Origin of the sequence: Nocardioides sp. (genome assembly GCF_004803405.1) — a bacterium.
GTDB lineage: Bacteria > Actinomycetota > Actinomycetes > Propionibacteriales > Nocardioidaceae > Nocardioides > Nocardioides vastitatis.
On record NZ_SSXI01000165.1, the window covers coordinates 1 to 12,375 of the forward strand.

Below are 12,375 nucleotides of genomic sequence, written 5' to 3' on the forward strand. Positions count from 1 at the left end.
CAGCCGCGGCCGCGGAGAGCGCACCGGGGACGGTGGCCAGCCGCTCACCCACGAGCAGCACCGTGCCGGCGTCCAGCTCGTCGCCGAGGTCGCGCAGCGCGGCGGCCTCGTCTCCGGGCGCGGTGAGCACGACCCGGGCGGACAGCTTCCGCAGGCCGCGCGTGGAGTAGGGCGACAGGCCGATCACCCGGGTGCCACCGGCACGGACCGACTTGCGCAGCCGCAGGAAGATCGTGCCGGCCTCGTCCTCGGGCTCCAGCCCGGCGAGGACCACGGTCGTGGCCGTCTCGAGGTCGTCGTACGAGACCGGCCGGCGGCCGTCGCGCGTCGGGGCATCGATGCCGGTGTTCGCCACGTGCGCGGCGAGGAAGGCGGTCTCCTCGGCCGAGAGGGGGCGAGCCCGGAAGTCGATGTCGTTGGTGCCGAGGGCGACCCGAGCGAACTTGCTGTAGGCGTAGGCGTCCTCGACCGTCAGCCGGCCTCCGGTCAGCACGCCCACGCCGCCGGCCTGCTTCGCCGCGGCGAGGCCCCGCGCCGCCACCGTGAAGGCCTCGGGCCACGACGCCGGCCTGAGCTCCCCGCGCTGCCCGGAGCTTGTCGAGGGCTCGCGCACCTGCGGGTAGGTCAGCCGGTCGTCCAGGTGGGCGTAGGCGAAGGCGAAGCGGTCCTTGTCGGTGATCCACTCCTCGTTGACCTGCGGGTCGTTGCCGGCCAGGCGACGCATCACCTTGCCGCGGCGATGGTCGATCCGGATGGCGGAGCCGCACGCGTCGTGCTCGGCGATGCCGGTTGCGGAGACCAGGTCGAACGGTCGCGAGCGGAAGCGGTACTGCTCGGAGGTGAGGGCACCGACGGGGCAGATCTGGATCACGTTGCCGGAGAAGTAGGAGAGGAACGGCGCGTCCTCGGCGATGCCGACCTGCTGCTGCGCACCGCGCTCGAGCAGCTCGATGAACGGGTCTCCGGCGATCTCGTCGGCGAACCTGGTGCAGCGCTGGCACACGATGCAGCGCTCGCGGTCGAGCAGGATGTTGGGCGAGAGGTTGATCGGCTTCGGGAAGGTCCGCTTCACCCCGCGGTTGCGCTCGTCGGAGAAGCGCGACTCCCCGCGGCCGTTGGACATCGCCTGGTTCTGCAGCGGGCACTCGCCGCCCTTGTCGCACACCGGGCAGTCGAGCGGGTGGTTGATGAGCAGCAGCTCCATCACGCCCTGCTGCGCCTTGTCGGCGACCTGGCTGGTGACCTGCGAGTTGACGACCATGCCCTCCGCGACCGGCAGCGTGCAGGAGGCCTGCGGCTTGGGGAAGCCGCGGCCGTTGCCGGCGTCCGGGATGTCGACGAGGCACTGACGGCAGGCGCCGGCGGGCGCGAGCAGCGGGTGGTCGCAGAACCGCGGGATCTGCACGCCGATCTGCTCGGCGGCACGGATCACCAGCGTGTCCTTGGGGACGCTGACCTGGATGCCGTCGATGGTGACGGTGACCAGCTCGACGCCGCCGGCCCGCTCGACCGCGCCGGCGTTCTCGGTCGTCTTGTCCGGGGTGGTGGTCATGCCGTGACCTCCTGTCCGGCCCACACGGTCGACCGAGCCGGGTCGAACGGGCAGCCACCGTGACGCAGGTGGGCGAGGTACTCGTCGCGGAAGTACATGACCGAGCTGGAGATCGGGCTGGTCGCGCCGTCGCCGAGAGCGCAGAACGAGCGGCCGAGGATGTTGTCGCACTGGTCGAGCAGCTGGTCGACCAGTTCCGCGCCGCCCTGCTCGTCGATCGACCCGTTCTCGAGCCGGTCCAGCGCCTGCACCAGCCACCAGGTGCCCTCGCGGCACGGGGTGCACTTGCCGCAGGACTCGTGCTTGTAGAACTCGGTCCACCGCAGCACGGCGCGCACGACGCACACGGTCTCGTCGAAGATCTGCAGGGCGCGGGTGCCGAGCATGGAGCCGACCGAGCCGACGCCCTCGAAGTCGAGGGGGATGTCGAGGTGCTCGGCGGTGAGCAGGGGCGTGCTGGAGCCGCCGGGGGTCCAGAACTTCAGCCGGTGGCCCTCGCGGATACCCCCGGCGAGGTCCAGCAGCTCGCGCAGCGTGATGCCGAGCGGCGCTTCGTACTGACCCGGCCTCGTGACGTGACCGGACAGCGAGAAGATGCCGTGCCCCTTGGACTTCTCCGTGCCCATCGAGGCGAACCAGGCGGCACCGTTCTTCACGATGGCCGGCACCGACGCCACCGACTCGACGTTGTTGATCACCGTCGGGCTGGCGTAGAGGCCGGCGACCGCCGGGAACGGCGGACGCAGTCGAGGCTGTCCGCGACGGCCCTCGAGCCCCTCGAGCAGCGCCGTCTCCTCACCGCAGATGTAGGCCCCGGCCCCCGCGTGGACGACGACGTCCAGGTCGTAGCCGGAGCCGTGGATGTCCTTGCCGAGGTGGCCGGCGGCGTACGCCTCGTCGACGGCGGCCTGCACCCGGCGGATGACGTGCAGGACCTCGCCCCGGATGTAGATGAAGGCCTTGTTGGCGCGGATCGCGTAGGAGCTGATGATCACGCCCTCGACGAGCACGTGCGGGTTGCCCATCATCAGCGGGATGTCCTTGCAGGTGCCCGGCTCCGACTCGTCGGCGTTGACCACCAGGTACTTCGGCTTCGGGTTGTCCTGCGGGATGAAGGACCACTTCATCCCGGTCGGGAAACCGGCGCCGCCGCGACCGCGCAGGCCGGAGTCCTTGACGGCGCCGATCACGTCGTCGGGCGCCATCCCGAAGGCGACGTCGAGGGCGGCATAGCCGCCCTTGGCCTCGTAGGGCTTGAGCTTCCAGCCCTGCTCGACGTCCCACATGTCGGTGAGCACGGGGGTCAGCTGGGTCATGCGTCACCCTCCTTCGACTCCGCAGGGACGGGGACCGTGGCGGGATCCGGGGCGCTCCAGCCGCGCTCGCGGGCGATCTGGAGACCGGCCAGGCTGGCCTCACCAGCGGTCGGGCCGTCGTCCACCCGACCGTCGGGGAAGCCGGCGAGGACCCGCTCGGCCTCGCGCCAGGTGCACAGCGTGGGCCCGCGGGTGGAGGAGACCTCGTTGCCGGTGCGGAGCGCCTCGACCATCTGGACCGCCGAGTCGGGGGTCTGGTTGTCCATGAACTCCCAGTTGACCATCACCACCGGGGCGAAGTCGCAGGCCGCGTTGCACTCGATGTGCTCGAGGCTGACCGTGCGGGTGTCACCCTGGCGCTGCGGCGCCACCTCGTCGTTGCCGATGTCGAGGTGCTCCTTGAGCCGCGCGAGGATCTCGTCGCCCCCCATCACCGCGCACAGGGTGTTGGTGCAGACCCCGACGTGGTAGTCGCCGACCGGGTGCCGCTTGTACATGGTGTAGAAGGTGGCGACGCCGCTGACCTCGGCGGCGCTGATGTCCAGCACGGCGGCGCAGGCCTCGATGCCCTCGGGCGTGATCCGACCCTGCACCGACTGCACGAGGTGCAGCATCGGCAGCAGGCCGGACCGAGGCTCCGGGTAGCGGGCCGCGATCTCGCGCAGCTCGCCGTACGTCTTGTCGTCGATCGGTGCCGTCGTCATCTGTCGACTCCTCCCATGACGGGGTCGATGCTGGCGATCGCGACGATGACGTCGGCGATCATGCCGCCCTCGCTCATCACGCCCATCGCCTGGAGGTTGTTGAACGACGGGTCGCGGAAGTGCGCCCGGAAGGGCTTGGTGCCGCCGTCGGAGACGACGTGCGCGCCGAGCTCGCCGCGCGGTGACTCCACCGGCACGTACGCCTGGCCTGCCGGGACCCGGAAGCCCTCGGTGACCAGTTTGAAGTGGTGGATCAGGGCCTCCATCGACTCGCCCATGATGTGGCGGATGTGGTCGAGGCTGTTGCCCAGGCCGTCACTGCCGATCGCCAGCTGGCTCGGCCACGCGATCTTCTTGTCGGCGATCATGATTGGCGCGCCCTCGAGCCGGGCCAGTCGGTCGGCGGCCTGCTCGATGATCCTCAGCGACTCCCACATCTCGTTGAGGCGGATCCGGAAGCGGCCGTAGGAGTCGGCCGTGTCCCAGGTCTGCACGTCGAAGTCGTAGGTCTCGTAGCCGCAGTAGGGCTGCGTCTTGCGCAGGTCCCAGCCGTAGCCGGTGCTGCGCAGCACCGGCCCGGTCAGTCCCAGCGCCATGCACCCCTCGAGGTCGAGGTGACCGACGTTCTCCAGTCGGGCCTTGAAGATCGGGTTGGCGTTGCAGAGCGCGGCGTACTCCGGGAGACGCTTCTTCATCAGCGCGACGAAGGACCGGATGTCGTCCAGCGCGCCCGGTGGCAGGTCCTGCGCGACGCCGCCGGGGCGGATGAACGCGTGGTTCATCCGCAGACCGGTGATCAGCTCGAACAGGTCGAGCACCAGCTCCCGCTCGCGGAAGCCGATCGTCATCACGGTCAGTGCGCCGATCTCCATGCCGCCGGTCGCGAGGCACACCAGGTGGGAGGAGATCCGGTTGAGCTCCATGAGGAGGACCCGCATGACCTGGGCCTTCTCCGGAATGTCGTCCTCGATGTCGAGCAGCCGCTCGACGCCGAGCGAGTAGCTCGCCTCGTTGAAGAACGGCGACAGGTAGTCCATCCGGGTGCAGAAGGTGACGCCCTGCACCCAGGTGCGGTACTCCATGTTCTTCTCGATGCCGGTGTGGAGATAGCCGATGCCGCAGCGGGCCTCGGTCACCGTCTCCCCCTCGAGCTCGAGGATCAGCCGGAGGACGCCGTGCGTGGACGGGTGCTGCGGGCCCATGTTGACCACGACCCGCTCTGCGGCGTCTCCCCCGCCGAGGCCGGACGCGATCTCGTCCCAGTCCTGTCCGGTGACGGTGAAGACCCTGCCCTCGCCGGTCTCGGAGGTGCCGGCGTAGAAGTCCTGGTCGGTCTCGGTGGTCATCAGCTGTAGGACCTCCGCTGGTCGGGTGGCTGGATGGACGCGCCCTTGTACTCGACCGGGATGCCGCCGAGGGGATAGTCCTTGCGCTGCGGGTGGCCCGGCCAGTCATCGGGCATCAGGATCCGGGTCAGCGCGGGATGGCCGTCGAAGACGATGCCGAACATGTCCCAGGTCTCGCGCTCGTGCCAGTCGGCCGCCGGGTAGAGCGGCACCAGGCTCGGGACGTGCGGGTCGCCGTCGGGGGCGCTGGTCTCGACCCGGATCCGCCGGTTCCACGTGTAGGACGTGAAGTGGTAGACCGCGTGCAGCTCGCGGCCCTTGTCGCCCGGGTAGTGGACCCCGCTGACGCCGGAGAGGAACTCGAAGCGGAGCGACGGGTCGTCGCGCAGCAGCTTCGCCACCTGCACCAGGCGGTCGCGGTGGACGTGGAAGGTGATCTCGCCGCGGTGGATCACCACCTGCTCGATGAGTCCGTCGATCCGGTCGGCGACCGTGTCGAACCACCCGCCGTAGGGCCGCTGCGCGGCGCCCGGCAGGACGACGCGGGCCACCAGTCCGTCGTACCCGCTGGTGTCCCCCGGGCCCGTGACGCCGAACATCCCGCGGCGCTCGTCGACGGCGTGGACCTCGATGCCGGCGCGAACCTCCTCGAGGTGCTCGGGAGCGTTCTCCGGCGACTGGTCGACGGCGGCCTGCTCGACGGCCTTGTCGGGGCCGGCCTTCTTCTCGTCGGTCATCGCAGCAGGCCCCTCGCGTCGCTCGTCGGGAGGGCTACCAGGCCCTCGGCCTCCATCTCGCGGATCTGCGCCCGGCGGTTGGCGCCGAGCGGCGTGGCCTGGACCTTGTCGTGGAGCTTGAGGATCGCGTCGATCAGCATCTCCGGCCGCGGCGGACAGCCGGGGAGGTACATGTCGACGGGGACGACGTGGTCGACGCCCTGCACGATCGCGTAGTTGTTGAACATGCCGCCGCTGCTCGCGCACACGCCCATGGCGAGGACCCACTTGGGCTCGGCCATCTGGTCGTAGATCTGTCGCAGGACCGGAGCCATCTTGTTGCTCACGCGCCCGGCGACGATCATCAGGTCGGCCTGGCGCGGGCTGGCGCGGAAGACCTCCATGCCGAAGCGGGCGAGGTCGTACTTGGGGCCGCCGGACGTCATCATCTCGATGGCGCAGCAGGCCAGGCCGAACGTCGCCGGCCAGAAGCTGGCCTTGCGCATGTAGCCGGCGAGTCCCTCGACCGTGCTCAGCAGGACTCCGCTGGGGAGCTTCTCCTCGACACCCATGTCAGTTCCCTCTCGTTGAGAGCCAGGAGGCGCGGGCGCCTTCGGCGCGAAGCGCAGGCGACCTCAGGGGCGAAGCGGTCGTCGAACGACGACAACGTGGGCGGCGTGCGTGCATCGTGGCTCTCAATCCCAGTCGAGCCCGCCGCGACGCCAGACGTAGGCGTAGGCGACGAAGACGGTGGCGAGGAAGATGACCATCTCGATCAGCCCGAACCAGGCCATGGCGTCGAACTGCACGGCCCAGGGGTAGAGGAAGATGATCTCGATGTCGAAGACGATGAAGAGCATCGCGGTGATGTAGTACTTCACCGGGAAGCGGCCGCTCAGCGCCTGCGGAGTGGGCTCGATGCCGCACTCGTAGGAGTCCAGCTTCGCGCGGTTGTAGCGCCTGGGCCCGACCATCGTGCTCATCGCGACGGAGCCGATCGCGAACAGCGCAGCGAGAGCCGCCAGCACCAGGACCGGCGTGTAGAGCTCCATGGGGCCTCCCTCTCGTGATCTTGTGAACAGAATCACTAGTGGCGTGCCGCACATCTTGCCACTCATCCAAGGGCCTGGCACAGGGGGGTCCCCGATCGCCCGGCACTGCCGTCGGGCGGGGGAAATCGCTCGCTGACCTGCGTATTTAAAGCATGGAGGGTTTGCGTAAATTCAGCGTGCGGCGGCGGCCGCGGTCAGGCGCTCGCGCGGTGCAGGGCGACGATCCCGCCCGACAGGTTGCGCCACTCCGGGTTGCTCCAGCCGGCCTCGCCGATCAGGTCGGCCAGCCCGCGCTGGTCGGGCCACGCACGGATCGACTCGGCGAGATACACGTAGGCGTCGGGCGCCGAGGAGACGGTGCGCGCGATCGCAGGCAGCGTCTTCATCAGGTACTCGAGGTACACGGTGCGCCAGGGCGCCCACGTCGGGTGGCTGAACTCGCAGACCACCAGCCGGCCACCGGGTCGGGTGACCCGGCGCATCTCGGCGAGACCCGCCAGCGGGTCGACGATGTTGCGCAGCCCGAAGGAGATGGTGACCGCGTCGAAGGTGTCGTCGCGGAACGGGAGCCTGGTGCCGTCGCCGGCCGTGAACGGCAGGTGCGGGCGGTGCTGCTTGCCGACCTGGAGCATGCCGATCGAGAAGTCGCACGGGACGACGGTTGCGCCCGCGTCACGGAAGGGCTGGCTCGAGGTGCCGGTGCCGGCTGCGAGGTCGAGCACCCGGTCGCCGTACGAGGGATCCACGGCGGCGAGGACCTCCTTGCGCCACCGGCGGTCCTGCCCGAACGACAACACGTCGTTGGTCAGGTCGTAGCGCCGCGCGACGGCGTCGAACATCCGGCGTACGTCGGCGGGCTGCTTGTCGAGCTCTGCGCGGGCCACCGCGGAAGCCTATCCGCGGTCCCTCGGCAGGTCGCGGCGGCGTCCCCCGAAAGCCGAGCGCAACCAACCGCCCTCCCCCGGCGTCTCTTCAGGCATGAACACCAAGCTGCTCGTGGCCCGTCGGATCACGCTCCTCACCGTGGTCGCCGCCGTCTGCTCCGTCCTTGCGTACGGCGCCGGCTGGGCCGCCCGGTCGACGACCCTCCCGTGGGACGAGGCTCCTCGGCCGGCGGGGGCGCCGATGGACGACGGCCCCGCCGCCATGGCCGGTGGCGAGCCCGCCCAGAAGCCCGCACAGCAGCCCGCACAGCAGCCCGAGCACCAGCCGGCCGAGGACCAGCCGGCCGAGCCCGAGCAGCTCGAGGTACCGGGCCCCGCGCTGCTCGTCCCCGGCGCCGAGGGCGACCGGGTCCGCGATCTCCAAGCGCGCCTGAAGCAGATCGACTGGTTCCACGCCACGGTGACCGGGTTCTACGGCGACGTCACGACCGAGGCCGTCAGGGGCTTCCAGGCCAAGCGCGGCATCGCCGTCACCGGCGAGGTCGACCAGCGCACGCTGGACCGCCTGCACCGGATGACCCGTGCGCCCAGCAGGGCCGAGCTGACCGGCCAGCCGCCACCTTCGGGCGCGAACCGGCCCGGTGCGCTCGACTCGCGCTGCACGACCGGCCGTGCCCTCTGCGTCGACAAGTCCAGCCGCACCCTGCGCTGGGTGGTCGACGGCGAGGTCCGCAGGACCGTGGACGTCCGCTTCGGCTCCTCCGAGCTGCCGACCCGCGAGGGCGCCTTCTCGGTCCAGCGGAAGAGCCGCGAGCACGTGTCGAGCCTCTACCACACGCCCATGCCGTACGCGATGTTCTTCTCCGGCGGACAGGCCGTGCACTACTCGCCCGACTTCGCTGCGACCGGCTACGACGGCGCGTCACACGGGTGCGTCAACGTCCGCGACGAGGAGGCCGTGGCCTGGCTCTACGAGCAGGTCCAGGTCGGCGACCGGGTGATCGTCTACTGGAGCCGAGAGCTCAGTCCTCGGCGGTGAGCTCCAGGACCCGGTCGAGGTACCCGGCCAGCTTCTCGGGCTCCAGACCGGTGCTGAACACGTCGTAGGCCACGCCGTCGCGTTCGGCCCGGCACTCGGCCTGGTAGGCGGAGGCGGGCACCTCGGCGCCGGTCGGCTCGCCCGTCATCTGGTCGACCTCCTCCCGCCACGCCACGGCGCATCGGTGGCCGTCGATCTCTCGCAGCTCGTAGTGCGACCCGGACTGGTCGATCGCGAACGGACCGTTGGGGATCACCAGGCCCATCTCGCCGGGCACGACGGTGACGGCGACGTGCGCAGGCGCTGTCTGGCCGTCGCCGCCGGTCATGCCGGCGATGTCGATGTAGGCACGCACGGTGGCGGCGCCGTACTGCTCGGCCAGGGCGGCCCCGGCTTCGGTCTCGTTCTCGGCAGCCGCCTCGGTGACCTGGTCGAGCCCGGCCTCGTCCTGCGGGGTCGTCACGCCGACCTGTTCCGGGGTCACTGCGGAGACGGCGACCATCCGGTCGTCGAGAGCGTCGGGGAGCTCCGGCAGGTCTGCACTCGAGGCACTCTCGGCGCTGTCACCGACCAGCTCGGGCAGGCCGACGCCGAACCCGACGACACCGGCGAGGAGGACGACACCGAAGACTGCTCCGGCGATGGTCGAACCTTGGATGGGCATCGGGCCATCATGCCGCGCGCGGCTGAGCGCACCCTGAAGGGGTCCTTACGCGGAGGGGCTACCGCAGGTCGGTTCCGTCCGAGAGGCGGACGTACTCGAGCCCGGCCGCGCCCAGGATCCGGCCGAAGTGGGTGTCGGCGATGCCGAGCCCGACCTGGGAGTACACCCGGTCGTGGATGGCCACGTTGCGGGCCGCGCCGACGGAACGCGCGAAGTCGATGCCCTCGCTGACCTTCATCCACGGCGCCGAGACCGGTGCCAGCAGGACGTCGACCGGCACGCCCGGGCCGGTGAGGGCGTCACCGGGATGGAAGACGGTCGTCCTGCCGAGCGTCATCAGGTAGCCGCTGTTGTTGAACCGGGGCAGGTCCGGGTGGATCACCGCGTGCAGCTCCCCGATCGCGCGGATCGCAACATCCCCGACGGACCAGGCCTCGTCGGGGCGGACCACGGTGACCCGCTCCGCCAGGTCCGCAGCGCCCTCGCGGATCCGAGCGGCCACCGCCCCGATCGTGTAGATGGGTGCGTCGGTGGCGCGCAGGTTCTCGGGGTCGTAGTGGTCGTCGTGCTCGTGGGTGATCAGCACCGCATCCACACCGTCGAGGGCCTCCCGCTGGGTCCACTTGCCGGGGTCGAGGACCAGCGTCGTGCCGTCGTGCTCGATGCGGACCGCGGCGTGCCCGAACTTGGTCAGTCGCATCCTTCAACGCTAGTCGCTGCCCGCCGCCTCCAGGGCGCGGATCAGGGTGCGCGCGTCGTACGGACCCTGGTGCCGCCGGTCGCCGATGAAGAACGTCGGCGTGCCGCGGACGCCGCTGCTCGCCGCGCCGGCTGCGTCGCGGGCGATCCGGTCTGCGAGGCGCGGGTCGTCCATGTCGTCGAGGAATCGCTGGACGTCGAGCCCGAGCTCCGCCGCGTAGGAGACGAGGTCGGTGCGCTCGAGCCGGTCCTGCCGTCGGAAGAGCAGGTCGTGCATCTCCCAGTAGCGGTCCTGCTTCGCCGCAGCCTCCACCGCGAGGCCCGCCTGCACGGCATGCGGGTGCACCGCGAGCGGCATGTGCCGGGCCACGTAGCGGAGGCGGTCGCCGAAGTGCTCCCTGACCTCGCGGGCCGCCCCGGTGGCCCGGGCACAGAACGGGCATTCGAAGTCGAGGTACTCCACCAGGGTCAGCGGCGCGTCGCGTGGACCCCGGACGTGGTCGCGGTCGGGGTCGACCGGGTCGCTCAGGGTCGTGGGCAACGCGGCGTCGCGCTGGCCGAAGAAGCGGGCGGCGGCCCCGAAGACCAGCCATCCCACCAGCGCTGCGAGCGCGGCTGCCAGCAGCACCCCGACCTTCGCCTCGTCCTGCAGCCGCTCATCCTCGAACGCCAGGCCCGCGATCAGCAGCGACACCGTGAACCCGATCCCGGACAGCGCCGCGCCACCGAGGACGTGGCCCGCGCCGACGCCCTCGGGCAGGGTGCCCAGGCGGAGCCGGACAGCGACGATCGCCCCGATCCCGATGCCGGCCAGCTTGCCGACCACCAGCCCTGCGACCACACCCCACGTCACCGGGGAGCGCAGCGCCTCACCCAGCAGGCCGTCGCGCAGGTCGATCCCGGCGTTGGCCACCGCGAAGACGGGGACGACCACGAAGCTGGTCCACCCGTGCAGCACCTCCTGCAGCCGCTCGTTGACCGACACGGCCCGGTTGAGGCTGTGCCGGGCCATCCGCTGCACCTCCGGCATCGGCGACTGCCGGAACCGCCGGAACTGCTCGGCGGCACGCTGCACCAGCGCGCGGTCCGGCTCGGCCGCCGGCACCAGCAGGCCGGAGACCATGCCGGCGATGGCGGCGTGCACGCCCGACTCCAGGGTCGCCACCCACAGGACGCCGACGGCCACGACGTACGGGGAGGCCCGCCACTCACCGACGCGATCGAGCACGCCGAGGGCCACCACGCAGGCCGCGGCCACCCCCAGGGCGGCCAGGTCGAGGTCGTCGGAGTAGACGAGGCCGATCACCGTGACCGCCACGATGTCGTCGATCACCGTGAGCGTGAGCAGGAGGACGCGCAGCTGGGTCGACACGCTCGGCCCCACCAGCGCGAGCGTGCCCAGCAGGAACGCGGTGTCGGTCCCGATCACGACGCCCCACCCGGCCGAGCCCGGACCGGTCGGGTTGACCAGGAGGTACAGGGCCGCCGGCACCACCAAGCCGCCGATGCCCGCGATCATCGGGATGACCAGCCGGGACCGCTCGGTCAGCTCACCGACCGCGAGCTCGCGGCGGACCTCGAGTCCGATGACGAAGAAGAACACCACCATCAGGCCGTCGTTGACCCAGTGGTGCAGATCCATCGTCACCCCGTTGCCGGCGAGGGTGACCGAGAACGACTGCTCCCACAGGTCCTGGTAGCTCTCGGACCACGGCGAGTTCGCCCAGACCAGCGCGATCAGCGCGGCGGCGACGAGCAGGCCCGCGCTCGCGGCCTCGGTGTGGATGAAGGTCCGCAGCGGAGAGCCGCGCCGAGCCTCCTCGTCCGCCCCCGAGGCGATGGACGTCCGACCGCGCTCAGTGGGCACCGGCAGATCCTATCGATGCCCCAGGTCGCGCAGGCGGGCATCCAGCTCGCGGCGCCCGGTCCGGCTGACGGTCGCCTCGATCACCTCGATGCCGCCGTTCGGCATCGCCAGCGCCTGCTCGAGCTCGGGCCGCGAGCCGACCCGCAGGTGCGGCACCTGGAAGGCGGCGCAGAGGCTGGCCAGGTCCGTCCCGTGCGGAGTGCCGAACAGCCGCTCGAAGCTCGCCGCGTGGGCGGGCGCGCCCTGCTCGAGCATCGAGAAGATCGCGCCGCCGTCGTCGTTGGCGACCACGATGGTCAGGTCGGGGCGAGCCTCGTCAGGGCCGAGCACCAGCCCGGTCTGGTCGTGGAGGAACGTGAGGTCGCCGACCAGCGCGAGGTTGCGGGTCGAGTGGCGACGGCCGAGGGCGGCGCCGATCGCCGTGCTGAGGGTGCCGTCGATGCCGGAGAGCCCGCGGTTCGCGATCACCCGGCGCCGCTCGCCCACCGGCGCCGGCAGCGCCATCAGGTCCAGGTCGCGGACCGGGCTCGAGGCGC

13 protein-coding genes are annotated in these 12,375 nt (G+C 71.0%); 1 reads left to right on the forward strand and 12 read right to left on the reverse strand.

From position 1 onward, the window contains the following. The 8 genes from E7Z54_RS11850 to E7Z54_RS11885 form a co-directional block, all read right to left on the reverse strand. The coding region (locus E7Z54_RS11850; protein WP_136433925.1) for an NADH-quinone oxidoreductase subunit G at positions 1-1,552 on the reverse strand (1,552 nt) is incomplete at its 3' end. Beyond that, entirely contained in the window at positions 1,549-2,868 is a 1,320-nt protein-coding gene (nuoF, locus tag E7Z54_RS11855; RefSeq protein WP_136433927.1) for an NADH-quinone oxidoreductase subunit NuoF, read from the reverse strand. The genes nuoF and E7Z54_RS11850, both read right to left, overlap by 4 nt. Further along, positions 2,865-3,572, reverse strand: coding sequence for an NADH-quinone oxidoreductase subunit NuoE (nuoE, locus tag E7Z54_RS11860; RefSeq protein WP_136433929.1), 708 nt, complete (start codon positions 3,570-3,572; stop codon positions 2,865-2,867). Before nuoE ends, nuoF begins: the two co-directional genes overlap by 4 nt. Next, a complete protein-coding gene (locus tag E7Z54_RS11865) occupies positions 3,569-4,918 on the reverse strand; it encodes an NADH-quinone oxidoreductase subunit D (RefSeq protein WP_136433930.1) in 1,350 nt (449 codons plus the stop codon). Before E7Z54_RS11865 ends, nuoE begins: the two co-directional genes overlap by 4 nt. Further along, entirely contained in the window at positions 4,918-5,655 is a 738-nt protein-coding gene (locus E7Z54_RS11870; protein WP_136433932.1) for an NADH-quinone oxidoreductase subunit C, read from the reverse strand. Before E7Z54_RS11870 ends, E7Z54_RS11865 begins: the two co-directional genes overlap by 1 nt. Beyond that, entirely contained in the window at positions 5,652-6,206 is a 555-nt protein-coding gene (locus tag E7Z54_RS11875) for a NuoB/complex I 20 kDa subunit family protein (RefSeq protein ID WP_136433934.1), read from the reverse strand. The genes E7Z54_RS11870 and E7Z54_RS11875 overlap by 4 nt, the downstream gene beginning before the upstream one ends. 123 nt (positions 6,207-6,329) lie before the next feature. Next, positions 6,330-6,686 (reverse strand): NADH-quinone oxidoreductase subunit A, encoded by a 357-nt coding sequence (locus E7Z54_RS11880; RefSeq protein ID WP_136433936.1) that lies wholly within the window; start codon positions 6,684-6,686, stop codon positions 6,330-6,332. A gap of 194 nt (positions 6,687-6,880) precedes the next feature. Beyond that, on the reverse strand, positions 6,881-7,570 hold the full coding sequence (locus E7Z54_RS11885; protein ID WP_136433938.1) for a demethylmenaquinone methyltransferase: 690 nt from the start codon (positions 7,568-7,570) through the stop codon (positions 6,881-6,883). 94 nt (positions 7,571-7,664) lie between these two features. On the opposite strand from E7Z54_RS11885, the gene E7Z54_RS11890 reads away from it, so the two are divergent. Further along, on the forward strand, positions 7,665-8,609 hold the full coding sequence (locus E7Z54_RS11890) for a L,D-transpeptidase family protein (RefSeq protein WP_136433940.1): 945 nt from the start codon (positions 7,665-7,667) through the stop codon (positions 8,607-8,609). Here the strand turns inward: E7Z54_RS11890 and E7Z54_RS11895 are convergent. The 4 genes from E7Z54_RS11895 to E7Z54_RS11910 form a co-directional block, all read right to left on the reverse strand. Continuing rightward, the gene (locus E7Z54_RS11895; protein WP_136433942.1) at positions 8,593-9,273 is read right to left on the reverse strand and encodes a hypothetical protein; all 681 of its coding nucleotides are present in this window, start codon (positions 9,271-9,273) and stop codon (positions 8,593-8,595) included. The two genes, E7Z54_RS11890 and E7Z54_RS11895, sit on opposite strands and share 17 nt — an antisense overlap. Positions 9,274-9,331: 58 nt before the next feature. Next, a complete protein-coding gene (locus E7Z54_RS11900) occupies positions 9,332-9,973 on the reverse strand; it encodes an MBL fold metallo-hydrolase (protein WP_136433944.1) in 642 nt (213 codons plus the stop codon). A gap of 9 nt (positions 9,974-9,982) precedes the next feature. Continuing rightward, positions 9,983-11,839 (reverse strand): Na+/H+ antiporter NhaA, encoded by a 1,857-nt coding sequence (nhaA, locus tag E7Z54_RS11905; RefSeq protein WP_206056174.1) that lies wholly within the window; start codon positions 11,837-11,839, stop codon positions 9,983-9,985. A gap of 9 nt (positions 11,840-11,848) precedes the next feature. Next, positions 11,849-12,375 (reverse strand): thiamine pyrophosphate-binding protein (locus E7Z54_RS11910; protein ID WP_240769647.1); only part of this gene is annotated, 527 nt, incomplete at its 5' end.